The following is a 23,122-nucleotide window of genomic DNA, read 5'->3' on the forward strand; positions in this document are numbered from 1 at the left end:
AAGCATCGGAGAGCAGGTATGAACATGGGTACGTTGATTGAAATCCGCGATCTTTCCAAGGTGTACGAGCGCGGCAAGCAGAAAGTGGAAGTACTGCATCACATCAACCTCGACATTGCCGAAGGCGAGTTCCTTGCGCTGATGGGGCCTTCGGGCTCGGGCAAGACCACCTTGCTCAATTTGATGGGTGGATTGGATTCACCCAGTGGCGGCAGCATCAGCGTGGGCGGCCAGCGCATCAACCAGCTCAGCGCCGGTGATCTGGCCAAGTGGCGCGCGGCCAATGTCGGTTTCGTGTTCCAGTTCTACAACCTGATGCCGATGCTGTCGGCGCAGCGCAACGTGGAGCTGCCGCTGTTGCTGACCAAGCTGTCGGCCGCGCAGCGACGCAAGAATGCCAGCATCGCGTTGCAGCTGGTGGGATTGGAGGATCGCGGCTCGCACAAGCCGAGCGAACTGTCCGGTGGTCAGCAGCAGCGCGTGGCGATCGCGCGCGCCATCGTCTCCGACCCGACCCTGTTGGTCTGCGACGAGCCCACCGGCGATCTGGATCGTCAGTCCGCCGAGGACGTGCTCGGCTTGCTGCGCATACTCAATCGCGAGCATGGCAAGACGATTGTGATGGTCACCCATGATCCGAAGGCAGCGGAGTACGCGAATCACACGCTGCATCTGGACAAGGGCACCTTGGTCGAGCAGGTCGTGGCGTGAGGACATCGCGATGAAATATCTTCATCTCATCTGGGCTTCGCTGTTCAGGCGCAAGACCCGCACCATTCTTACGCTGGTTTCCATCATCGCGGCGTTCCTGCTGTTCGGTTTGCTCGATGCGGTGCGCGTCTCGTTCGCCGAGGCAGGCCAGTCGGCGAATGGCGCCGAGCGCTTGCAGACCGGTGCACGTCTGTCCTTCATCCAGCCTCTGCCGCAAGGACTCGGTGCGCAGATCGCGGCGGTCAACGGCGTCAAGGACGTGGCCTATGCCAACTGGTTCGGCGGTGCCTATCAGGATCCGCACAATCAGATTTTCACCTTCGCGGTGAGCCCGAACTATCTGGATGTCTATCCTGAGGTCGAGGTTGCTCCAGAGCAGCGCCAGGCCTTCGACAAGAGTCTCAATGGCATCCTGGCGGGCGAAGTCATCGTCAAGAAATACGGCTGGAAGGTTGGCGACAAGATCCCGCTGCAGTCGCAGATTTTCCCCAACAAGGATGGCAGCAAGAACTGGAATTTCGAACTGCTCGGCGTCATGCATTCCAAGGATGAAAAGGCCTTCCAAAGCCAGATGATCGTCATGCATTGGAAAAACTTCGACGAGTCCACGCCCTACAATCGCGGCATGGTCGGCTGGTATATCAGCCGCGTCACCGACCTGAATCAAGCGGATCGCGTGGCCAAGAGCATCGATGCGCTGTCCGCCAATTCCGACCACGAGACGAAGACCCAGACCGAACAGGCGGCGACCAAGAATTGGATCAAGCAGATGGCCGACATCGGCCTCATCGTGACGTCGATCATGGGCGCGGTGTTCTTCACCCTGGTGCTGTTGACCGGCAATACGATGATGCAGGCCGTGCGCGAGCGCACCTCGGAGCTGGCCGTGCTCAAGACCATTGGTTTTTCCAGCCATAGCGTGTTGGCCATGGTTTTGGCGGAATCCGTGCTGCTGCTCTTGCTCGGCGGTGTGATCGGCCTGGGCTTGGTGAGTCTGCTGGCTCCCATCCTGACCTCGTCTAGCGGCGGCATGATCACTCACGCCAGTGTGGGTCCCAAGAGTTGGGCATTGGGCGTCGGGCTGGCCGTCGCGATCGGATTGATTATCGGTGGCCTTCCCGCGTGGCGTGCAATGCGCCTGAATATCGTCGACGCATTGGCCGGGCGCTAAGGAGCGATGCCATGAAATTTTTGATCGGTCTTCTTACCTTCGTGGTCGTCATCGCCGGCGTGGCCTTGTTTCTCTCGCTACCTTGGCCAGGCCTGCTGGTCTTGCTGGTCGTGCTGGCCTTGTGGATGTGGCTGACCCGGCACGGTCGGCAGGCGGCATCGATCACGGCCGTTGGCGTCAGCACGATGGCGCAGCGCCTGGGCTCTTCCGCGGTCATCGTCATCGGCATCGCCGGTGTGGTCGGTGTGCTGGTCGCGATGTTCGCGATGGCAGAGGGATATAGCGAAACCCTGCGCCGTACCGGCTCCGAAGATACGGCGATCGTGATGCGAGGCGCTTCCGCGGCGGAGGTTTCCTCGGTACTCGATCACGACAGCGCGCTGGTCATTGCGCAGGCGCCTGGCATTGCCAAGGACGACCATGGCAAGCCGATTGCCTCGCCGGAGCTGGTCGTCGCCGCCAACCTGCCGATGAAGGGAGGCAACCCGGAAGAGGATTTCGGCAGCGTGCAATTGCGCGGCATCGGCGATGAGGCCTGGCAGCTTCGCACCAACGCGAAGATCATCGCCGGGCGTAAGTTCGAGCCTGGCAAGTACGAGCTGGTCGCCGGCAAGGGTGCACAGCGTCAGTTCGCCGGGCTCGAGCCGGGGAAGGAGATCAAGCTGGGCAACCAGAAATGGACCGTCACCGGCATCTTCGCTTCGAACGATGCGATGGACTCCGAGTTGTGGGCGGATGCGGGCGTGGTTGGCCCCGCCTATCGGCGCGGTTCCAGTGTGACCACGGTGTTTGCGCGCCTCACTGGGCCCGCCGCCTTTGATCAGTTCAAGGCGGCGCTGAGCTCGGACCCGCGTCTGCAGGTCGATGCAACGACCACGCTGGACTATTTCAGCAAGCAGTCCGAAGGCACCTCCAAGGCCATTACCATCATCGGCATCGTGGTCGGCGTGATCATGGCGATCGGCGCGGTGTTCGGCGCGCTCAACACGATGTTCGCGGCGATCGCGGCACGTGCGCGCGAAATTGCCACCTTGCGTGCGATTGGCTTCCGCGGCCTGCCGGTGGTCATGGCAGTCATGCTGGAAACCATGATGCTTGCCTTGATCGGCGGTGCGCTCGGCGGTGCGTTAGCCTGGCTTATCTTCAATGGCTATACCGCATCGACGCTGGCAGCCGGTACCACTGGCCAGCTGACGTTCGAGTTCAGGGTGACGCCGTCGCTGCTTTGGGTCGGCCTCAAATGGGCGTTGGCGATCGGCTTTATCGGTGGCCTGTTTCCGGCGCTGCGCGCCGCGCGGTTGCCGGTGACTACGGCCTTGCGCGAGCTTTGATGTAACAACGGGATGGAGGGTCACCTCCATCCCGCTTTTGTAGGAGCCCGCCCTATGGGCGACCCACGGAGCATTCACGGCATCACGGGCGGCACGTAAGTCAGCGTCAACCCAAGCAGCCACAGTAACCCAAGCACCAGCGGCACATGCACCACCAGCTGCATGAAGGTGAAACCCACCACGTCGCGCGCCTTCAAGCCCAGCACGCCGAGCAGCGGCAGCATCCAGAACGGATTGATCAGGTTCGGCAAGGCCTCGGCCGCGTTGTACACCTGCACCGCCCAGCCGAGATGCACATGCAGGTCGTTCGCCGCCTGCATCACATATGGCGCTTCCACCAGCCACTTGCCGCCGCCCGAAGGCACGAAGAAGCCAAGCACGGCCGAATAGACGCCCATCACCAACGAGAAGGTGTCGGTCGAGGCGATGTGTACGAACAGGCCCGAGAGCCGGTGCGCCAGCGTTTCATCGGCAAATCCCGGTGCGTGCGTGAGCAGCGTGGCGATGCCGCCGTAGAGCGGGAACTGGATCAGCACGCCCGCCGTACTTGGCACCGCTCGCGCGACGGCATTGAGGAAACTGCGCGGCCGCCAATGCAGCAGCAGACCCAGCGTCAGGAACAGGAAGTTGTAGGTGTTGAGGTTGGCGATGGCCGTCACCGCGGGCTTGGTGGCGAACTCGTAACCCAGCCAACCGAGACCGAGCAGGCCGATGAGCACCGACAAGAGCGGGCTGTATTCCAGCCACTCGCCGGGTCGTGTGCGTGGTGGCAGAGGCGGCGTGGCGTTTTCGGTCACGCCGAAATCCTGCGCGGTACGCGCACTTGCATCCGAGGGCGCGGTGAACCAGCAGATCAGCAGCGACACCGCGATCAACGCAGCCGTCAGCACCATCGATTGCCACAAGAAAATCGTCTGACTGAAAGGCAGCACGCCCGTGATGTTGAGCAGCCCCGGCGGCATGCTCTTTGGGTTCGCCTGCAACTGCGCGGCCGACGAAGAAAGCCCCATCGCCCATACCGCACCCAGGCCCAGGTACGCAGCTGCACCAGCGGCGCGGTAATCCATGCGCAAGTCTTCGCGCCGTGCCAGTGCGCGCACCAGCAATCCGCCGAACACCAGCGAAAAGCCCCACGACAACAACGACGCCAGCATGCTGACCAAGCCGACGTAGCAAATCGCACCGCGCCCACTGCGCGGCACACGTGCAAGCAGATCAATGAAGCGCGCCACGATCGGTGCGGTGGCCACCACGTAGCCGCCGATCACCACGAATGCCATCTGCATGGTGAAGGGGATCAGGCTCCAGAAGCCGTCGCCAAACGCATTCACCGTTACGGTTGGCGTGGCGCCAAAACCCAGCGCTGCCGCGGCCACGATCACGACGCATAGTGCGGCGAATACCCATGCATCGGGAAACCAGCGCTCCGCCCAGGCCGAACTGCGTAGTGCTGCGCGTGCCAGCGCACCTTCTTTCGCGGTTTGCATAGATCCGCCTCCCTCGCCTAGTCGAGCGATGGTCCGCCATCGGGGAGGGGCGGGCAATACGCTATGGTCGCAAGTGTGTGACTAGGGCCGGGAAAGGTGATGGCTGGGTTGAGCGGGTTGTAGACGAGTGGGGTCGATTAGGTCTTCGCCCGCTGCTTGAACAGCGTGATGATGGCCACGCCCAGCAGGATGATCGCCATGCCGGCGAGATCATAGGGGCCCACATGTTCGCCGACCAATAGCACACCGAACAGCACCGCTACGGGAGGATTGACGTAGGCATAGCTGGTCGCCAAGGCTGGCCGTGCATGTTTCAGCACGTAGAGATAGGCGCTGAAGGCGACGATCGAACCGAAGATCGCCAGATAGCCGACCGCCAGCGTGGCACGCAGTGTTGGCTGTGCGGGCAAGTGTTCGCCGGCACCGAAGCCCACCATCAGCAGGGCGACGCTGGCGCAGAGCATTTGTGCTGCGGTATTCATGGGGCCTGCGGGCATGTCCTGGCGTTTGCTCCAGATCGAGCCGAAGGCCCAGCTGCCCGCGGCCACGATCAGGGCGATCGCACCCACTCGCGACGCCGACAGCCCCGTGCCAAGGTTCAGCACCACCACACCGGCAAAACCGATGAGCAGCCCGATGGTTTCGCGCCGGGTCGGCCATTGCCCGTACATGCCCGAGAACACAGCGGCGAACAACGGCATGCTGGCGACCGCGACCGCGGAGATGCCGGAACCCACGCTTTGCTCCGCAAAACACACCAAGCCATTGCCGAAGCCGAGCAGCAGCACGCCGGTGATCGCCGCATTGCGCCACTGACGCAAGGTCGGAGCGGCCATACCGCGTAAACGGAGGAAGCCGAAGAGCAGCACGCCGGCGCACAAGAAGCGCACGCCTGCGAGTAGGAACGGCGGGTAGCTTTCCAGCGCATAGCGGATGCCCAGGTAGGTCGAACCCCAGATCACGTACAGCGCGAACAGGCCAAGCGGAATCAACACTCGCGCGTCGGCGACGGAGGCGGACACCGCGCTGGTGGCGGGTGAGACGGACGAGTCGGTCATGAGCGGAGATGGGGAGGCAGACATCGCGGCGCGGATGCTCGGACTAGTCTAATGGGTCACCAAGATAATTCGTGGCGAAGTCCGGCAGTAGCGAGCACTTTGCAAGACAGGCTTGAGGCGGGATCAAGACGGTCAGCATTCGTTGTAGGAGCGCACAGGGTACGCTCCTACAAGGCCTTATCCCGTTTGGGCGTGTCGCGGTGCCACCGTGTTGCGGCGCTCGCGAGCCAGTAGTTCGCGTTTGCGCTCGACGCCCCAGCGCCAGCCACCCAGCGTGCCGTCTTCACGCACGATGCGATGGCAAGGCACGATCAATGCCACCCGATTACTGCCACAAGCGCGACCGACCGCACGCGCCGCTTTGGGCATGCCGAGCTCGGCGGCAAGTTCGCCATAGCTCTTGGTGACACCTTGCGGGATGCGGGTCAGCGCATCCCAAACGCGCCACTGGAAGGCAGTGGCAGCGATATCCAGCGGGGGCAGGGCTGGCGCTTCCGCATCGCTCCAGCCCAGTTCCGAAGCGATGTGTGCGATCACGGCATCCAGCCATTCCTCGCGCCCGGCATCCACGCGTTCACGCCCGGCATGCGGGAATTCGTCTTTGAGACGGGCTTCGAGTTCCGCGTCGTTGGCGCCCAGGGTTACGGCGCAGATGCCGCGCGTGGTGGTGGCGACAAGCAATCGTCCCAAGGGCGTATCGGTGGTGGTGTAACGGATGCTGGCGCCAGCGCCGCCGGCCCGGTAACTGGCTGGCGTCATGCCGAGCAGGCGGTCGCTGTGTTCGTACACACGGCTGCCGGAACCAAAACCGGCGTCGTAGACGGCATCAGTGACGGCTGCGCCGTCGCGCAATGCTGCCTTCAGCTGGCCGAAACGGCGAGCGCGATGGTATTCGGCTGGACTCACCCCGTAGCGGCGGCGGAAGGCGCGCTGCAGATGGGTAGGACTGAGCTTGGCGGCCTTGGCCAACGTTTCCAGGTTGGGTGCCTGTTCGGCGCGCTCGATCAGCGCGCGGACGTGTTCCAGGGCGATCTCAGTGGTGTTGCGCGTGTTCATGACGGCATCGCAGTTCGGATGCCGTCAGATTAGTCGGGAGGGACCGCGACAGCTATCCGGATATTGCTCAGTGAGCCGCCGGGCCGGTCTGGCGCAGCACCACGAACTCGCCTTCGAGCACTTCCGGTTTATGGGTGCCCGCCGCGGTACGCTGCGTGGCACGGCCACGCGTCCACTGACGCAAGGCCAGGAACAGGCCGCCGCCGACCAGCAGCACACCAGCCACCACCAACCCGAATACCAGCAGCACGCCCAGCAAGGCCACGCCGATCAGCAGCGACAGGGCACGGACCAGTGGATGACGGGAACGACGCGGAGAAGGCAGCACGAAACGCATGTGTTAAAAATCCGTGTGGTAAAATCAATGACTTACGTGCGTAACGATGGGGCTTTCAAGCCTGTGAGACAAGTGCCGATGGATACAGTTACCCCCGAGCAGTCGCTTTGCCGTCTGGACGATATCCCTGACGGGGAAGCCATCGCCGTCGACGCCACATTACGCGACGGCGATGAAAGTGTGATCGTGCTGCGCAAGGGCGAGGTCGTGCATGCCTACCTCAATATCTGCCCGCATGCGGGCCGTCGGTTGGACTGGGCGCCGGGCAAATTTCTGCTGAAGAACGATGTGCTAGTTTGCGCGGCGCACGGGGCCAGCTTCAATGCAGGGGATGGCTTGTGCATCGGAGGGCCGTGCCGTGGCGAACATCTGCGGGCGGTAGCCGTTGAGGTGGTGGATGGCGAGGTGCGGCTGACCTAGGAGCCTGTCGGACTTGAGTCGGCCGGGCTGCAAATCCGCCTGCGCGGTCCATATTTCCGTCGATTCTTGACCCATAGAACCACTATGGGCCTGCGACTCGCCGAAAATCTGTCCTCGCGCAGTCGAATTTTCGCCTCGACCACTCAAGTCCGACAGGCTCCTAGCCTTTCGTGCTGTGTCTCGTATCAGCGGAACATCAGGTTGATCACCACCAGGGTGATCGCCAGTACCAATCCTGTCAGCGGCAGGCCCACTCGCAGGAAATCCTTGCCGCGATAGCCGCCCGGGCCAGCCACCATCATTAGCGCGGGATGGCCCGAGGTGAGCAGGAAGGTGTTGGAGGACGACACCGCGACGATCAGCGCATAGGCCGACGGATTGCCGCCCGTGGCCACCGCCACGCTGATGGCGACGGGCACCATCATCACGGTGGCGCCCACGTTGGACATCACCTGCGAGAACAGCAGGGTGAGCACGGCCAGCGACAGCTGCAGCAACCAGGGCGAGGCGCTGCCGAGATGCGTCAACACTTCCTGCGCGACCCAGGCGGCGGTGCCGGTGGCGTCCATCGACCAGCCCAGCGGAATCAGGCAGGCGGTGACAAAGATGGTTTTCCAGTTGATGGCCTTGTAGGCCTCGTCCATGTTCAGCACGCCGGTGAGCAGCATGCCGATGGCGCCGGTCATCATCGCCACGGAGAGATCGAGGTGTGTAAATAGCGCCAGGGACTTGGCCAGCACGAAGAACCCCACGGCCTGCCAGATCTTGCCGGGGCGTTGTTCTTCCTTCGGGATGTCGGTGACGACCACCAGATCCTTGTCTTCGGTCGCCAAAGCGAGATCACGCCAGCTGCTGTGCAACACCAGCGTGTCACCGGCGCGTAGGCTTACCGAGCGCACGTCGTCGCGAAACACCTGATCGCCACGGTTCACCGCCAGTACCGAGATGCCATAGCGCTTGCGCAGACGCAGATCGCCGACGGATTGCTTGAGAAAGCGTGAGCTCGGCGGAATCACCGCCTCGGAAATACCGGCGCGGGAGGGATTGAACAGCTCACCCAATTGGCGCATGCGCGGCGACAGCCTGCACAGCTGGTTGTTGGCGAAATGATTGAGTTGCTCGCGCGGCCCCAGCACGCCGAGCACCGAGCCTACCCAGATCACGTGATCCACCGGCGGCGCCATGCGCGCTTCGGTGCCGCTCTTGATGGCCAGGATCAGCGGCGCGCCATAGAGCTGCTCCACTTCGCCGATGCTCATGCCCACCAGCGGGCTCTCCGCGGTGACGGTCAGCTCGGCCGTTTCGCCGACGATGCCGTAGGTCTCCGCAAAGTAGCTCTCAGTGCGACCCGGTGTGACCTTGAGGCGCTCATCCTCGCGCTCCGGCAGCAGCTTGCGCGAGAAGAGATAGAAAAACAGCACGCCCGTCAGCGCCAGCACCAAACCCACCGGCGTCACGCTAAACAGACCGAACTTCGGAATCGTATGTGCGCCAGCCGGCAGGTTGGCGTTGGCGCTGGCGATCAGGTCGTTGAGGACGATCAGCGGCGAGTTCGCGATCAGTGTGGTGTTGGTGGCGGTGAGGATGCAGAACGCCATCGGCAGCAACAGCCGCGATATGGGCACGCCGGTGCGCGCTGCCAGGCGGCTGGTGACCGGGATCATCAGCGCTGCGAGCGCCTGGCTGGGGATCACTGCGCTGAACAGGCTGGTGACGAGGTTGATCACCACGCCCAGCCGCGACTCCATGCCGCGCGCCATGCGCATCACGAAATTGGCGGTAAGGCCGAGCACGCCGGCGCGGTCCAGGCCCGCGCCCATGATCATGATCGCGATGATGGCGATAACCGCGTTACCGGCGAAGCCGTTGAACACGCGTTCGGAGGGAATCAGGCCGGTGAGGCCGATCACCACCACCACCAGCAAGGCCACCATGTCGGCGCGGATCCATTCCAGCACCAGCATCAGCATGGTGAAGCCCACCAGCCCGAGTACCAGGATCATTTCGGGGGTGAGCGAGAGTCCCACTAGCTGGCGTCCCTTAGAGCCTGTTCAATATCTTTTCGTAGCCCGCGTTGCCGTTGAGTGGCCGCCAGGTGGTAGTGCGCGGCGCAGCGCCTGGCTGGCTGCCAGGCCAAGCCGCGCGCTGCCGCCTGGTGGCCACTCAACGGTAACCCTCCGGGCCGGGTCTGTTTGCACCCATGCCTGCGTCATCACTCAGTTGTGTACGGACGTACACGCCTTCGTTCTTCCTTGGCCTGCGCGCAAACAGCTCCCGGCGCGGGCCACGAAAAGATATTGAACAGGCTCTACGACCCAGTGAACCGAGGTGGATGCGGTGGTGCAGTGGCTGCTTCACGCTGCGACGGCTAGTCCCTGTTTGAGCGACGAGTATAAGCGTGGTGGCGGGAGAGCTGGTGAATCGATGCCTACGCTGTGAGGCGCAACACGCTCCCACGGGTGCTCACACCTTGCGATAAAGCAGATCCCACACACCGTGGCCCAATTTGAGCCCGCGCCGCTCGAAGTGCGTCTCGATGCGCCACTCCGGTTTCTCGGCGTACTGACCGGCCCCGAGCTGGTTGCGCCAATCCGGCGCGGCTTCCATCACTTCCACCATGTACTCGGCATACGGCTGCCAGTCGGTCGCCAGATGCAGCAGGCCGTTGGGTGCCATGCGCGAGGCGAGCAGGGCGACGAACTCGGGCTGGATGATGCGTCGCTTGTTGTGGCGTTTCTTGTGCCAGGGATCGGGAAACCAGATGCGCGCTTCGGCCAGTGTGCCAGCGGCGATCTCGTGCTCCAGTACCTCGACCGCGTCATGCTTGTACAAGTGCACGTTGGAGGCATCGCGTGAGGCCAGCGCATTCATCAGGCGGCCCACGCCCGGGCCGTGCACCTCGATGCCGAGGTAGTCGCGTGCCTGGTCATGCTCGCTGGCCCAGGCCAGCGCCTCACCATTGCCGAAGCCGATTTCCATCACTAGCGGCGCCTGGCGGCCGAAGCGCGCGGCGAAGTCCTGCGTGGTGCCGGTGTAGTCGATGCCGAAGCGAGCCCAGTGCGCGTCGAAGGCGCGCTGCTGCGCTAACGTCATGCGTCCCTCACGCAGCACGAAGCTGCGGATGCGGCGCATGTACTCGGGCTTGCTGGCGTCGTCGTGGGTCATGGAAATTCCGGAGCGTTCAACTCCCTCCCCTGCTCGCAGGGGAGGGTCGGGGAGGGGTGAGTACTTGAGACAGAGCCTGGGGAAGGTTTTCGCAAGGGCTCAACCCTCCCAACCCCCTGCAGGCAGGGGGCGAGGCGTTCAACCAATCGTGCCGTCGATCGGGCTCGATGCAGAGGCAAAGCGCTTGCGCGGAATGCGCCCGGCACGGAAGGCGGCGCGGCCGGCCTGGATGGCGAGCTTCATCGCATGCGCCATCAGCACTGGATCTTTCGCACCGGCGATGGCGGTATTCATCAGCACGCCGTCGCAGCCCAGCTCCATGGCGATAGCCGCATCCGATGCGGTGCCCACGCCAGCGTCGACGATGATCGGCACCTTGGCGTTCTCGATGATCTCGAGCAGGTTGTAGCGGTTCTGGATGCCCAGGCCCGAGCCGATCGGCGCGGCCAGCGGCATCACCGCGACGCAGCCGATGTCTTCCAGGCGCTTGGCCAGGATCGGGTCGTCGCTGGTGTAGACCATCACGTCGAAGCCGTCAGCGACCAGCGTCTCGGCGGCCTTGAGGGTTTCCACCACGTCGGGGAACAGCGTGCGCTGGTCGCCCAGCACTTCCAGCTTCACCAGTTTGTGGCCGTCCAGCAGTTCGCGTGCGAGCTTGCAGGTGCGTACGGCGTCGACGGCGTTGTAGCAGCCGGCGGTGTTGGGCAGCAGGGTGAATTCTTCGGGCGGCAATGCGTCCAGCAAATTGGGTTGGCCGGCGTCCTGGCCGATATTCACGCGACGGATCGCCACGGTGACGATGTCCGCGCCAGCGGCCTGTGAGGCGCGGCGGGTTTCATCGAAGTCCTTGTATTTACCGGTGCCGGTGAGCAGGCGGGAGCCGTAGCTTTTGCCGGCAATGATCAGCGGATCGGTGGTATCGAGCGTTTTGGTATTCATGGCGTGATCTTGGGGCGGGGTGGGGCGCGGCTGGGGTTAGCCGCCGCCGATGGCGTGGACGATCTCGACCTGGTCGCCTTCGGCCAGCACCCAGCGGATGTGCATGCTGCGAGGGACGATTTCGCGGTTCACTTCCACTGCTACGCGGCGGTCGCCGTAGCCGGCTTCCTGCAGCAATTGGGCGACGGTGGTTCCGTTGGCGCAGTCACGTGGGCTGCCATTGAGCGTGATTTGCATCCGCCCATTGTACCGGCTGTGGTGGTGGATGCTGGGTTCGGGAACAAAAAAGCCCGGCTTGCGCCGGGCCTTGGAGTGAGCGGACGCTCAGTTGTGCTGATCGTCTTTGTTTCGGGGGCGATGATCGTCGCGGTTCTGTGGTGGCGCGGCGTGCGGCTGCTCGTGAGGCGGTGGCGGGTTGTTATGTGGCATCTGCTGCTGCATCGGCTGCGGCTGCGGCTGCGGCATGGGCTGTGGCCGCGGTGGCGGCTGGTAAGCCCGCTGCTCGATGGCCGGCGGCGGTTCGCGCATGCGCGATGGCTCCATGCGTGGCTGCGGTTCGGGGCGTTGGGTCTGGTACTCCGGACGTGGCGCAGGGTTGTCGACGCGCAGGTTGCCATAGTCGCGACCAGCGCGTTGCGGCATCGGCTCCGCGCGATCCACGGCGGGGTTAGGCCTGCTCTCTATGGGAGTGTTCACCCCGCGCGGATTGCGGATCTCCGGTTGAGCCGCGGGCGGCTGTTCTGTGACGCGGTTGTAGTGCGCTACGTCGGGCAGGGTGCCGCGTGGCTGAGCCGGGGCGGCCTGTTGGGCAGCGCGCGCACGGTCATCCTGCGCGTTGGGGATGTAGCTCACGCCAGGGCGAGGGGCCTCGTTCTGCGGAACCGGCGGGTGATTTCTCGGGTTTTGTGCTGCGGCGTCCGCATTGGCGTTCGGGTGCACAAAGCGAGCCGAAGGCAGCTCGTTCGGGCGCATGGCCGGGCGATCGGCGGCTTCCGCGCGGCGCGGGTTGACGTCGGCGGCCGTCGCCGGGGCGGCCATCGTCGGCGTCTGGCGATTGCCGACCGGCGGCAATCGAGCCGGTACGGTGGTTTCATTGCCTGGCGCGGAGCGGCCTGGTCCGGCCTGCGCATTCAGCAGCCGTACGTTCGACGGCATCCCGACGGCAGGCGTTGGCGCCCCGATCGCAGGGCGTTGCGCAAAGCCGGTGGGGCGCGCGCTATCCGGCTGGATCGTCTGGCGATTGGCGAAGTTGGCCGGCGGCGCGTGGCGGGCCACCACTTCGCGCTGGAATCCGCTGACGGGCAGGGGCTGCGCCTGCGGATTGCGGGGCGGGGCGAAGCTGGCCTGGTTCGGGCGGATGTTCACCCCACGCGGAAGCACCGGCGCGGCGGCGAGCTGGTGCGGGTCCATCTGCACCAGGTTGCGGCGCACATTTTGCGCGGAGGCAAAGTTCTGCCCGGACACGGCGGTGAGGGCGTGCGGTACTTCGCGATTCGCATAGGCGATGCGCGGCTGCGGCTGACCGTTGCGGAAGTAGTTGTACTGGTTGTTGATGTTGTTGATCACCGTGGTGCGGTTATAGGTGTTGTGCACGTTGATATTGGTGACGTTGACGTTGGTGTAGTAGTTGCGGCTGGCGCGGTACCACGGGTTGTAGACATCGCGCGGTCCCAGCGGGAACCAACCCACTGGCGCGCCACCGCCGACACCGATGGAGACGCTCCAGTTGTTGCCCCCGACGAAAGCCACCAGTGCCGGCGCATACACCGGACGCACTTCGACCGGTCCTGGCACCCAGCCCCAGGCACCGCTTACGTAGGCCCAGCGGCCGTAGTGATAAGGCGCGAAGCCCCATGGCGAGTCGTCCACCCAGGTCCAGCCCCAAGGGGCGACATAGGCCCAGTGGCCGTCGCGATAGGGCGCCCAGTCCACGGCGACGCGGGCCGGGTACCAGACGGCGCCATATTCGGGGTCGCTGCGCCAGTCGCCGTATTGATCCAGGTCCTGGTAGCCGACGACTTCTTCCGATACGTAGCGGCGGCTGGGCGAACGGGTGTAGCGCTGGTCGCGCTCGTAGCACCAGTCGTCGAAGGCATCGCCGCCGCCGCCGAGGTCATTCAGCGTCACATTGTTGAGCGAGGAATCGTCGAACTCGTAGCGAGTGCCCGCGTCCACCTGACGTTGCGCGCCGTTCTCGCCATACACCGTAGCGCGGCCGCGGAAGGCGGTGACTTCCGTGGTGCGGCCGTTGCGGTCCACATCCACGCGGAACGTGCCGGGACGATCGACCACCAAGGCCACGGTGGGCGTGTCGATCTCATAACTTTGCCCTTGGCCCAGGTTGCGCACGGCCAGGTTGAGCGTGCCCTGGGTCAGCTCTACCTGGGCCATCTGGTCGTTGAGGTCGAGGAAACCGAAGTTGGTGTTCTGCGCCATGCGCAGGCTGCCGCCACCCAATTCCAACTCGGCCTTGCCGTGCGAGCCGGTGGAGAGACGATCGCCGTTGGTTAGCGGGCGGTTGACGCTGGCATCGCTCCAGTCTTTGGCCCCGGCAGGCAGAAAGCCCAAATCGCCGGACAGAAAGGACAGTCGCGCCACGCGTGAGGGCGGGTCGCCGGCATCACCATCGGACTGGGCTTGCGCCAGGCCCGCTGCGCACAGCAGCAGCGACGCGGCGAGTAACGCCCAGTTGCGTGGAATGAATGGGAACGAGATACGCATGGCATTCTCCTTGAACGCTTGCACGGTGCGCCCGAAAGAACGTGTATGACCACTGGGCGCTGACGGCCTGATTATGCGCACGCTACGTTCGGCCCAGCGTGTGTTGAGGTGGCCCATCCAGAGAGAGCATTCAGCCGGCCGCCATGTGCGGTTCACTACGCATTCGGTTGCGCCTCAGCGCATCCAAAGATTCGGCGCGGGCCACGCGGAGGTCTTGAACAGGCTTTAGGGCAGTTCCAAACATCGCTGGTCCCGGGTTACCATCCGCCGACGTTGCGGGTGTAGCTCAATGGTAGAGCTGTAGCTTCCCAAGCTACTGACGAGGGTTCGATTCCCTTCACCCGCTCCAACCTGCTCCCGTCCCCACTGAGCCTTTCCGAAACCCTGCGGCGTGCGCTGATGATGGCGGATGTGATCACCCGGTCTCCGATGACTTTGGGCTGGCGGGAGCGTTTAGCGTTGCCTGAACTCGGCATCGCTTCGCTCAAGGCCAAGCTCGACACTGGCGCGCGCAGCAGTTCGCTGCACGTGGATACCCTCGAAAGCTTCGAGCGCGAAGGCGCCACCTGGCTGCGCTTTACCGTCAGCCCGGGGCGTCGGCATCATCTGAGCACACAGTGCGAGGTGCCTGCGCTGGATCGCCGCATCGTGACCGACACCGGTGGCCGGCGTACTGAGCGGTGGTTCATCCGCAGCGAAATATTGCTGGCCGGACAACGCTTCAGCGTCGACATCAACCTCACCGACCGCCGCCATATGCTGTTTCCCATGCTGTTGGGCCGTACGGCCCTGCTGGGGCGCTTCGCGGTGGATCCAGCGCTCTCCTATACCCAGCCGCGCGTCTTGCCCGTGGCCACGGATGCCCCATGAAGATAGCTATTCTTTCGCGCAACACCCGCCTGTACTCCACTCAGCGCCTGGTCGAGGTGGCGCGCGAGCGCGGCCACGTGGTGCGCGTGCTCGATCCGTTGCGTTGCTATGTGCGCATCGCGCCGGGCGATGTGGCGATTCGCTACAAGGGCAAGCCCCTGCGCGACATCGACGCGGTCATCCCACGCATCGGCACCAACAGCACCTTCTATGGCACCGCCGTGCTGCGCCAATTGGAAATGATGGGCGTGTACACCCCCAATCCTTCCGACGCGGTGCTGCGCGCGCGCGACAAACTGCGCGCGCTGCAGATCCTCTCCGCTCAAGGTCTGGACATGCCGGTCACCGTGTTCGGCGATAACCCGGACGACACCTCCGACGTGCTGGCGATGCTGGGCGACCCGCCGCATGTGATCAAACTCAATGAAGGCAGCCAGGGCACGGGCGTAGTGCTGGCGGAGAAGCGCAGCGCCTCGCAGAGCGTGATCGAAGCGTTCCGCGGTCTGTACGCGAACTTCATCGTGCAGGAGTTCATCGGTGAGGCGAACGGCAGCGACCTGCGCTGCTTCGTGGTCGGCAACAAGGTAGTGGCCGCCATGCAGCGCGACGCCAGTCCGGGCGAGTTTCGCGCCAACCTGCATCGAGGGGCCACGGCGGTGGCTGCCACGCTCAGTACAGAGGAGAGGCAGATCTCCGTGCGCGCCGCCAAGGCGCTGGGGCTTGGCATCGCCGGTGTCGACCTGTTGCGCTCGAAGCGCGGGCCGCTGATCCTGGAAGTGAATGCCTCCCCGGGCCTGGAGGGCATCGAGGCGGCCACCGGTGTGGATGTGTCCGCCCACATCATTCGCCACTTGGAACAGAACGCGAAGAAGTGACACGACAGGAGGCAGGTGTCGATCGATCGTGCTTTCGGCCGGCTCTGCTGAACGGTTAACAGCGAAGTGAGTACGGGTTAACCCCACCGTAACTCGAATCACCCTATAAAGTCCCCACTGCAATTTGCTCGGCACTTCAACCGCTAAGGTCTAGTGACAGCAGATTACGGTATCGGGGCAGTAGCTTGGGCCCGGGTGAGGCGGCTTCGTCGCGCACCCGGGCCTTTTTCTTTGCCCCATGCGTTGCCTGTCGCCCGGCAGGTATTCAACTACCGCCCGCCAGGCGCCACCTTCCGCGATGCAAGCTTGTTAAGCTTGTCGCCATGGCCGGCCGGGTGCCGGCGGCGACACGGAGTGGCATATGCGTGTACTGGTGATCGAAGACAACAGTGATCTCGCTACCAATATCGGTGACTACCTGGAAGATCGCGGCCATGTGGTCGATTTCGCAGGCGACGGCGTGACAGGACTCCACCTTGCCGTGGTGCACGACTTCGACGTCATCGTGCTCGACCTGACCCTGCCCGGCATGGATGGCCTGGACGTAGCACGCAAGCTGCGCCATGAAGCGCACAAACAGACGCCTGTGCTAATGCTGACCGCGCGCGACGCGCTGGAGCAAAAGCTCACCGGTTTCGAGTCCGGCGCCGACGACTACATGACCAAGCCCTTCGCGCTGCAGGAACTGGCCGCACGCCTGGAAGTGCTGGCGCGTCGCGGCAAGGGTCCGCAGAGCCGCGTGCTCAAGGTGGCCGATCTCACCTACAACCTGGACACGCTCACCGTCAGCCGCGAGGGCAAATCGATCCAGCTCAATCCGATCGGTTTGAAGCTGCTGCAGGCGTTGATGGAAGCCAGTCCGTCGGTGGTGACACGACAGGACCTGGAGCAGCGGGTATGGGGCGAAGAGCTACCGGACAGCGACAGCCTGCGCGTGCACATCCACGGCTTGCGCGCCGCTATCGACAAACCGTTCGAAAAGCCGCTGATTCATACGCGGCATGGCATTGGATATCGGATGGTCGAGCCGGATGCGGTCCAGGCGTAAGCTCAGGTTTCGCCTGATCGTTTCGTTCGCGCTGTTCGGTTTCGGACTTAGTGCGCTGTTTGCATTCTCTGCGTTGAATATCCGCACGAGAGTGGAAGACCAGCTGGTGAATGCCAGTCTGCTCGACGACGCCAAATGGGCCGCTCAACAGGCTTACGAGCATCCTGACCAGCCTGGTACGGGATCGCGCCTATTGACCGGCATGATCAAGAGCGAGCGCACGCTCTACAAGGCACCACTGGCGTGGCAGAACCTGCCCACGGGCGTGCATGACATCAATGAGCCCGGCGACGATAGGCAAATCCATCACTACAAGCTTGCCGTCTATCGCGAGAACGGCATCATCAGCTTTATCCGCTATGACGTGTCGCGCGAGGAGCTTGGCAAGCGTCAGCTGCTGACCGCTGTCATTGGCGCAGTATTCCTGTTCGGGCTGATTTCACTGGCGCTTGGCCTGTGGCTGTCACGCAAGGTGCTCAAGCCGGTCAGCGAGCTGGCCGCACGCATCCGCCACTTCCGCAAGAACGGCAAGGTCGAGCCGCTCGCCCCACATTTCGCCGACGACGAAGTCGGCGAGCTCGCGCTGGCGCTGGACGAGTATTCGAACCGCTTGACCGCTATGGTGGAACGCGACCGCGAGTTCAACTCCGACGTGAGCCATGAACTGCGCACACCACTGGCGGTGATCGCCAGCACCACCGAGTTGCTGCAGGGCTCCCCGGATCTCACCGATAAGTTGCGCGAGCGCCTCAAGCGCATCGAGCGAGCATCGCGTCAGGCCACGGAACTGATCGAAGCGTTGTTGCTGTTGTCTCGTGCCGAACGTCGCGGCCCCACCCGTGGCGAAACCACCGATGTGGCCAAGGTGGCTTCCGACGTGATCGAAAGCCAGCGTCCGCAGATGCGCGACAAGCCGCTCGGTGTCGAGTTGGTGGTGAACGCATCGTTGAACATCAACGCCCCGGCCTCGGTATTGTCGGTGGCGCTGACCAATCTGATCGGCAATGCCATCAAGTACACGCTCGAAGGCATGGTGACGGTGAAGGTGGAAAAAGATCGCATCGACATCGTCGATACCGGTCCGGGCATCAAGCCGGAAGATGCGGAGCGACTGTTCCAGCGTGGCGTGCGCGGCGAAGGTGCGGGTGGCAGTGGCGCGGGGCTGGGGCTGGCCATTGTGCGGCGCCTGTGCGAACTCTACGGCTGGGACGTGTCTATGCGTCCGCGCGCCGACACTAACGGCGCCATCGCCAGCATTGTATTTCAATAATATTTCGCTCGCTGCGATGTGCGGGCGCATGCGCTTTTAAATACATTAATCGTTTGACAAGCATTTCATGTTTGATCTGTTAACGCGTCCATATAATGTGTTCCTTGACGCGGATTTCATGTATTTGAAAATGGCGTGTATTGATTCGATTCGTCGCTTGAGAATATTTCGCCATTAATTTCGCATTTCGGGAAACAAATGCTGTTGCGTTGCACAAAACGTGACGTAATGCACACTTCCCCCCGTGGACAAATTCCAGGCCCGGCATAGACACTCGCTGCCGAGAGCGGTCAGGGGCCTTTGTTCCAGCGTATCTCCATCTACGCAAGGCGGAATCCCCATTCCGTTGTCGAGTGGTTATCCAGTGAGCAGTCATACCTGATGTCGGCGCCTGAAAGGCGGCGATGCGGATGGCTGTGTGTATAAAAAATAATGTCACGCGGGATTTTGAAACTTGGTCGATATCGGCCAGGGCGGCTGTGTTCGGCCGCGATTATGGGTGGGCTTCCCGGTCGGGGCTAATCCAAGGTCCGGGTAAATACAGTCGGCAATGGCGTTTTTCGCGGTGCAGTGGAAGCGTGCGGCGATAGCGGCGACAGGAGGTAATGCGATGAATGACAAGCGCGACGATACCCTGCCTTTGACGACCGCTCAGCGCGGCCTGTGGGTGAATCACAAAATAGACGCTGGCGGCGCGATCATGAATATCGCCGAGGCCGTGGAAATCTGCGGGCCGATCGAACCGGAGCTGTTCCGCCACGCGCTACACCGCCTCGTCGACGAGGCCGAGATGGCGCGCATCCATATCGTTGAGCACGACGGCAAGCCGAGGCAGGTGATCCGTCCTGTCTATCCAGGCAACTTCCCGTTCTTCGACATGAGCGCGGAGGCAGACCCGCGCGCCGCTGCCGAAGCGTGGATGCAGGACGAGTTCTCGCGGAACCCGGACCTGGAGCAGGACCCGTTATGGGCCAGTGCTTTGTTCAAACTGGCCGACGAGCGCTACGTCTGGTATCAGCGCGCGCATCACATCGTGCTCGACGGCTACGGTGGGGGACTGTTGGCGCGGCGTTTGGCGGAGCTGTACACGGCCTTGGCGGAAGGGCGCGAACCCGCGCCGTGTGAATTCAGCCCTGCAGCAACGGCAGTCGAAATGGAAACCGCGTACCGCCACTCGGACCGCTTCCGCCGCGACCGCGAGTACTGGATGCAGCAGCTGGCCGGGCTGCCCGAGGCGGTCACCCTGTCGCGCCACCACCACCACCATCGTCCTGGCCTGGGCGACCGCCTGTGCCGCAGCACGGGCTACCTGTCGCCGGAAACCGCGCGGCGGCTCAGCGAGCTGGGCAAGGTGACGGGCGCGAGCCTGCCGCAGGTCCTGATCGGCCTGGTAGCGGCGTACTACCACCGCGTCACCGGCGCCGACGACCTGGTCTTCGGTATGCCGGTGTCGGCGCGGCTCAACGCCGCGGCGCGTCAGGCACCGGGAATGTTCGCCAACGTGGTGGCGATCCGCCTGCATTTCGCGCCGGACATCACAGCCGCCCAGCTGTTCGAGCAAGTGTCGCGCGTGGTGCGGCAGGCACTGCGTCACCAGCAGTACCGCTACGAAGACGTGCGCCGCGATCTTGCACAAGTCGGCCAGGGGCGCAGCGTGGCCTGGCTAGGGATCAATATCGAACCTTTCGACTACCAGCTCGATTTCGCCGGCGCCGGCACGGTGTCGCACAACCTGTCGAACAGTTCGGCGGAAGACTTGATGGTGTTCGTCTATGACCGCGGCACGGATTCCGGCCTGCGGTTCGACTTGGACGCCAATCCGCTGCTGTACGGCATGGAAGAGCTGGATGAGCATCTGCGCCGCCTATGCCGCTTGATCGAGAGCGTGCTGGCTGATCCGTCCGTGCCTTTGCAGCAGGTTGATCTGCTTGGCGAGGAAGAACGGCATCGCCTGTTGGTGGCGTGGAATGACACAGCCGGGCCGGTCGAACCGGTCGGCTTGCCTGCGCGGGTCGCGCGGCAGGCCGCGCTGACACCCGACGCACCCGCGGTAGTCTTCGGCGACATCGTGTTGAGCTATCGCGAACTGCACCAGCGCAGCCTGCGCCAGGCGCGGCAACTGATCGCCGACGGCATCGAGCCCGGCGATATCGTCGCGGTAGCGCTGCCGCGCAGCGAACAGTTGTTGATCGTGCTGCTGGCCATCATGCATGCCGGCGCGGCCTATCTGCCGATCGACCCGGACGGCCCGGCCGAGCGCATCGCCATGGTGCTGGATGATGCCGCGCCGATCACCCTGATAGCTACCAGCGAGATCCACGACCGCCTGGCCATAGGGGGCGTAGCGCGGCTGTTGCCGGAGCAGTTCGACGACTCCACGTTGGATCAGTGGCTAGAGCCAGACTTCAGTCGGCCCGACGGTGTTGCTTATGTGCTCTATACCTCCGGTTCGACCGGCCGCCCAAAGGGCGTGGAGGTGACGCACGGTAATCTCGCCAACTTTCTGCAGGGCATGACGCTGCAGCTCAAACCCATGGCTGGCGACCGCTTCCTCGCCGTCACCACGGTGATCTTCGACATCGCGGGACTCGAGCTGTACCTGCCGCTGACGGTAGGCGCCTGTGTCGTGATGGCTGGCAATGGCGCCGCACAGCAGCCGCTGGAACTGGCGCGCCTGATCCGGCGCAGCGGTGTCACGCATGTGCAGGCTACGCCTTCGCTCTGGCGCATCTTGCTGGCCAGTCCGGAAACCCACCTGGCACAGGTGCATGTGCTGGTCGGCGGCGAGGCCCTCAGTGCGGAACTCGCCGCACGGCTCAAGGCCGCCGCGGCACGGGTGACCCAGTTCTACGGTCCTACCGAAACGACGGTGTGGTCCACGGCATGCGAACTCGAGGCGATCGGTTCCGGCACACCGCCGATCGGACGCCCCATTCTCAACACCCGCCTTTACGTCCTGGATGCCGCACGAAGGCCGGCAGTGACGGGCGCCATCGGCGAGCTCTGCATCGGCGGCGCGGGAGTGGCCAAGGGCTATCTGCACCGTCCGCAGCTGACCGAAGAACGTTTTCCGCTCGATCCCTTCGCCGACGACGGCAGCCGCATGTATTGCACGGGCGACCTGGTGCGCTGGCGCGACGACGGACTGCTCGAATTCATCGGGCGCGCCGACACCCAAGTGAAGATTCGCGGGCACCGCGTCGAATTGGGCGAGATCGAAAGTTTGCTGGCCCAGCACTTTGGGGTCGCCGCCGCGGCGGTGACTGCGCCGCGCGACGCCCATGGCGCGGTGGCGCTGGCCGCCTATGTCGTGCCGCGCGACGCCTCCGTGCTGGATCTCGACGAGTTGCGTGTGTTTCTGGGGCGCCGGTTGCCGGAGCACATGCTGCCGGGCAGCTTCACCCTGCTGGACGCCATGCCGCTGACGCCCAGCGGCAAGCTCGACCGTCGCGCGCTGCCGGCGCCGGACCGTGCCGGCAGCGCGGCCTTCGTCGAGCCGGGTACCCCCGTCGAGCGCAAATTGGCGGGGTTGTGGCAGCGTCTGCTGCGCGTCGAGCGGGTGGGCCTGCACGACCATTTCTTCGAACTCGGCGGAGACTCGCTGACCGCCATCGAGATGGTGGCGAGCTTCCCTGAGGAGTTCGGTATGGAGCTGCCCTTGGGCAGCCTGTTCGAGGCCTCCACGGTGGCCAGCCTGGCGGTCCTTATTGAGCGGCTCAACGGCGGGCACGACGATCCGCTGGGTGAGGTGCTCGTGTTGCGCGCGCCGCCCAAGTTACGCGAGGTCGGCAAGGCACAGCCGCGGCCGGTGTTCTGCATCCACCCGATCATAGGGCTCAGCCTGGGCTTCTCCAGCTTGCTGCGCCATCTGGATCCCGCCGTGCCGGTGTATGGCTTGCAGTCGCGCGGCCTGCGCGGGGACACGCGATTACCGGGCAGCATGGAGGAGGTGGCAGGCGATTACTTGGCGCAGATCCGGAGCATCCAGCCGGAAGGGCCGTACCGGCTGGTCGGGCGTTCGCTGGGCGGCCTGATCGGCCACGCCATGGCCGAGCAGTTGCTGGCGATGGGAGAACGGGTAGAGCTGCTGGCCATGATCGACAGCTACCTGTTCACGACCAGCGAGCGCTACCGGCCGCGCGAAGAAGCCAAGGAAGTACGGGCCGCCTTGAGTTTCCTGGGGCTGCACCATCACGCGCGCGAGAACGCGCCACAGACCCTCAAAGAGCTAGCCGCCCTGCTGCTGCATAGCTACAACGCGCGCTCGATCCCGCTGGTGCAAGAGATCATCAAGAGCCATCCGCAATTCATCGAGCACTTGTTCGCGGTGATGCGCAACAACCTGGATCTGGCGCGGCAATACGCACCGCACAGGGTGGATCTGGATCTGCTCTATTTCCACGCTACCGAGAGCGAAGGTGACCTGGACGGGATCCTCGATCATCGGCCCTCGGCGTGGCGGCCCTTTGTCGCGCGGCGCATCGAAGTGCATGAGCTGGCCTGCCACCATGAGGCGGTATTGGATCCCGCGCCGGCAGCGCAGATCGGCACGGTCTTGCGGCATCGCCTGTCCGATATCCTGGAGGAACGCGTGCCAGCCGCACTGCCGGTGCTGCCGGCGGCGCAGCAGGATCTCGCTGCGGTGTATGCCTGAGTGGGCCGC

At 63.9% G+C, this 23,122-nt stretch carries 18 protein-coding genes and 1 tRNA gene; 10 read left to right on the forward strand and 9 right to left on the reverse strand.

The genetic code is table 11. The features are described from left to right. The first annotated feature begins 24 nt into the window (after window positions 1–24). From OUZ45_RS13790 to OUZ45_RS13800, 3 genes are read left to right on the forward strand one after another with little or no spacing between them, the layout of a single operon-like run. Window positions 25–711, forward strand: a complete 687-nt coding sequence (locus OUZ45_RS13790; protein WP_266170694.1) for an ABC transporter ATP-binding protein — start codon at window positions 25–27, stop codon at window positions 709–711. A 10-nt stretch (window positions 712–721) separates the two neighbouring features. Next, window positions 722–1,882 (forward strand): ABC transporter permease, encoded by a 1,161-nt coding sequence (locus OUZ45_RS13795; protein WP_266170695.1) that lies wholly within the window; start codon window positions 722–724, stop codon window positions 1,880–1,882. A gap of 11 nt (window positions 1,883–1,893) precedes the next feature. After that, complete coding sequence (locus OUZ45_RS13800; RefSeq protein ID WP_266170696.1) at window positions 1,894–3,213, forward strand: ABC transporter permease; 1,320 nt, start codon at window positions 1,894–1,896, stop codon at window positions 3,211–3,213. A gap of 74 nt (window positions 3,214–3,287) precedes the next feature. Here the strand turns inward: OUZ45_RS13800 and OUZ45_RS13805 are convergent, their stop codons facing one another. The 4 genes from OUZ45_RS13805 to OUZ45_RS13820 all read right to left on the reverse strand — a co-directional run bounded on the left by OUZ45_RS13805 (window position 3,288) and on the right by OUZ45_RS13820 (window position 7,151). Next, entirely contained in the window at window positions 3,288–4,700 is a 1,413-nt protein-coding gene (locus OUZ45_RS13805; RefSeq protein WP_266170697.1) for a short-chain fatty acid transporter, read from the reverse strand. A 137-nt stretch (window positions 4,701–4,837) separates the two neighbouring features. Further along, window positions 4,838–5,758: a drug/metabolite exporter YedA gene (gene yedA, locus OUZ45_RS13810; RefSeq protein WP_266170698.1), complete on the reverse strand. Its 921-nt coding sequence runs from the start codon at window positions 5,756–5,758 to the stop codon at window positions 4,838–4,840. Between the two features lie 177 nt (window positions 5,759–5,935). After that, window positions 5,936–6,814, reverse strand: coding sequence for a methylated-DNA--[protein]-cysteine S-methyltransferase (locus OUZ45_RS13815; RefSeq protein ID WP_266170699.1), 879 nt, complete (start codon window positions 6,812–6,814; stop codon window positions 5,936–5,938). A 67-nt stretch (window positions 6,815–6,881) separates the two neighbouring features. Further along, the gene (locus OUZ45_RS13820; RefSeq protein ID WP_266170700.1) at window positions 6,882–7,151 is read right to left on the reverse strand and encodes a hypothetical protein; all 270 of its coding nucleotides are present in this window, start codon (window positions 7,149–7,151) and stop codon (window positions 6,882–6,884) included. 78 nt (window positions 7,152–7,229) lie between these two features. On the opposite strand from OUZ45_RS13820, the gene OUZ45_RS13825 reads away from it, so the two are divergent. Further along, a complete protein-coding gene (locus OUZ45_RS13825; protein WP_266170701.1) occupies window positions 7,230–7,571 on the forward strand; it encodes a Rieske (2Fe-2S) protein in 342 nt (113 codons plus the stop codon). Window positions 7,572–7,756: 185 nt separating this feature from the next. On the opposite strand, the gene OUZ45_RS13830 is transcribed toward OUZ45_RS13825, so the two are convergent. The 5 genes from OUZ45_RS13830 to OUZ45_RS13850 all read right to left on the reverse strand — a co-directional run bounded on the left by OUZ45_RS13830 (window position 7,757) and on the right by OUZ45_RS13850 (window position 14,396). Next, window positions 7,757–9,574 carry an SLC13 family permease gene (locus OUZ45_RS13830; RefSeq protein ID WP_266170723.1) on the reverse strand — a complete coding sequence of 606 codons (1,818 nt, stop codon included), beginning with the start codon at window positions 9,572–9,574 and terminating at the stop codon, window positions 7,757–7,759. A 460-nt stretch (window positions 9,575–10,034) separates the two neighbouring features. After that, window positions 10,035–10,736 (reverse strand): tRNA (guanosine(46)-N7)-methyltransferase TrmB, encoded by a 702-nt coding sequence (gene trmB, locus OUZ45_RS13835; RefSeq protein WP_266170702.1) that lies wholly within the window; start codon window positions 10,734–10,736, stop codon window positions 10,035–10,037. A gap of 138 nt (window positions 10,737–10,874) precedes the next feature. Continuing rightward, on the reverse strand, window positions 10,875–11,675 hold the full coding sequence (locus OUZ45_RS13840; RefSeq protein ID WP_266170703.1) for a thiazole synthase: 801 nt from the start codon (window positions 11,673–11,675) through the stop codon (window positions 10,875–10,877). A 36-nt stretch (window positions 11,676–11,711) separates the two neighbouring features. Further along, window positions 11,712–11,912 carry a sulfur carrier protein ThiS gene (gene thiS, locus OUZ45_RS13845; protein ID WP_266170704.1) on the reverse strand — a complete coding sequence of 67 codons (201 nt, stop codon included), beginning with the start codon at window positions 11,910–11,912 and terminating at the stop codon, window positions 11,712–11,714. A gap of 87 nt (window positions 11,913–11,999) precedes the next feature. Further along, window positions 12,000–14,396 (reverse strand): DUF6600 domain-containing protein, encoded by a 2,397-nt coding sequence (locus tag OUZ45_RS13850; protein ID WP_266170705.1) that lies wholly within the window; start codon window positions 14,394–14,396, stop codon window positions 12,000–12,002. A gap of 275 nt (window positions 14,397–14,671) precedes the next feature. Between OUZ45_RS13850 and OUZ45_RS13855 the strand changes: the two genes are divergently transcribed. The 6 genes from OUZ45_RS13855 (at window position 14,672) to OUZ45_RS13880 (ending at window position 23,113) form a co-directional block, all read left to right on the forward strand. Next, a tRNA-Gly gene (locus tag OUZ45_RS13855) sits at window positions 14,672–14,745 on the forward strand. A gap of 53 nt (window positions 14,746–14,798) precedes the next feature. Next, window positions 14,799–15,266 carry an ATP-dependent zinc protease family protein gene (locus OUZ45_RS13860; RefSeq protein ID WP_266170724.1) on the forward strand — a complete coding sequence of 156 codons (468 nt, stop codon included), beginning with the start codon at window positions 14,799–14,801 and terminating at the stop codon, window positions 15,264–15,266. Then, window positions 15,263–16,141 carry a 30S ribosomal protein S6--L-glutamate ligase gene (rimK, locus tag OUZ45_RS13865; protein WP_266170706.1) on the forward strand — a complete coding sequence of 293 codons (879 nt, stop codon included), beginning with the start codon at window positions 15,263–15,265 and terminating at the stop codon, window positions 16,139–16,141. Before OUZ45_RS13860 ends, rimK begins: the two co-directional genes overlap by 4 nt. A 361-nt stretch (window positions 16,142–16,502) precedes the next feature. Then, window positions 16,503–17,189, forward strand: coding sequence for a response regulator transcription factor (locus OUZ45_RS13870; protein ID WP_266170707.1), 687 nt, complete (start codon window positions 16,503–16,505; stop codon window positions 17,187–17,189). Further along, entirely contained in the window at window positions 17,173–18,459 is a 1,287-nt protein-coding gene (locus tag OUZ45_RS13875; RefSeq protein WP_266170708.1) for a sensor histidine kinase, read from the forward strand. Before OUZ45_RS13870 ends, OUZ45_RS13875 begins: the two co-directional genes overlap by 17 nt. Window positions 18,460–19,069: 610 nt before the next feature. Then, window positions 19,070–23,113: an amino acid adenylation domain-containing protein gene (locus tag OUZ45_RS13880; protein WP_266170709.1), complete on the forward strand. Its 4,044-nt coding sequence runs from the start codon at window positions 19,070–19,072 to the stop codon at window positions 23,111–23,113. Window positions 23,114–23,122: the final 9 nt, after the last annotated feature.

Origin of the sequence: Dyella subtropica, from assembly GCF_026283965.1 — a bacterium.
Classification (GTDB): domain Bacteria; phylum Pseudomonadota; class Gammaproteobacteria; order Xanthomonadales; family Rhodanobacteraceae; genus Dyella_D; species Dyella_D subtropica.

Coding starts and splice junctions, on each gene's coding strand:
- OUZ45_RS13790 (WP_266170694.1), top strand. CDS start 25: ATGGGTACGTTGATTGAAATCCGCGATCTTTCCAAGGTGTACGAGCGC.
- OUZ45_RS13795 (WP_266170695.1), top strand. CDS start 722: ATGAAATATCTTCATCTCATCTGGGCTTCGCTGTTCAGGCGCAAGACC.
- OUZ45_RS13800 (WP_266170696.1), top strand. CDS start 1,894: ATGAAATTTTTGATCGGTCTTCTTACCTTCGTGGTCGTCATCGCCGGC.
- OUZ45_RS13805 (WP_266170697.1), bottom strand. CDS start 4,700: ATGCAAACCGCGAAAGAAGGTGCGCTGGCACGCGCAGCACTACGCAGT.
- yedA (WP_266170698.1), bottom strand. CDS start 5,758: ATGACCGACTCGTCCGTCTCACCCGCCACCAGCGCGGTGTCCGCCTCC.
- OUZ45_RS13815 (WP_266170699.1), bottom strand. CDS start 6,814: ATGAACACGCGCAACACCACTGAGATCGCCCTGGAACACGTCCGCGCG.
- OUZ45_RS13820 (WP_266170700.1), bottom strand. CDS start 7,151: ATGCGTTTCGTGCTGCCTTCTCCGCGTCGTTCCCGTCATCCACTGGTC.
- OUZ45_RS13825 (WP_266170701.1), top strand. CDS start 7,230: ATGGATACAGTTACCCCCGAGCAGTCGCTTTGCCGTCTGGACGATATC.
- OUZ45_RS13830 (WP_266170723.1), bottom strand. CDS start 9,574: ATGATCCTGGTACTCGGGCTGGTGGGCTTCACCATGCTGATGCTGGTG.
- trmB (WP_266170702.1), bottom strand. CDS start 10,736: ATGACCCACGACGACGCCAGCAAGCCCGAGTACATGCGCCGCATCCGC.
- OUZ45_RS13840 (WP_266170703.1), bottom strand. CDS start 11,675: ATGAATACCAAAACGCTCGATACCACCGATCCGCTGATCATTGCCGGC.
- thiS (WP_266170704.1), bottom strand. CDS start 11,912: ATGCAAATCACGCTCAATGGCAGCCCACGTGACTGCGCCAACGGAACC.
- OUZ45_RS13850 (WP_266170705.1), bottom strand. CDS start 14,396: ATGCGTATCTCGTTCCCATTCATTCCACGCAACTGGGCGTTACTCGCC.
- OUZ45_RS13860 (WP_266170724.1), top strand. CDS start 14,799: ATGGCGGATGTGATCACCCGGTCTCCGATGACTTTGGGCTGGCGGGAG.
- rimK (WP_266170706.1), top strand. CDS start 15,263: ATGAAGATAGCTATTCTTTCGCGCAACACCCGCCTGTACTCCACTCAG.
- OUZ45_RS13870 (WP_266170707.1), top strand. CDS start 16,503: ATGCGTGTACTGGTGATCGAAGACAACAGTGATCTCGCTACCAATATC.
- OUZ45_RS13875 (WP_266170708.1), top strand. CDS start 17,173: ATGCGGTCCAGGCGTAAGCTCAGGTTTCGCCTGATCGTTTCGTTCGCG.
- OUZ45_RS13880 (WP_266170709.1), top strand. CDS start 19,070: ATGAATGACAAGCGCGACGATACCCTGCCTTTGACGACCGCTCAGCGC.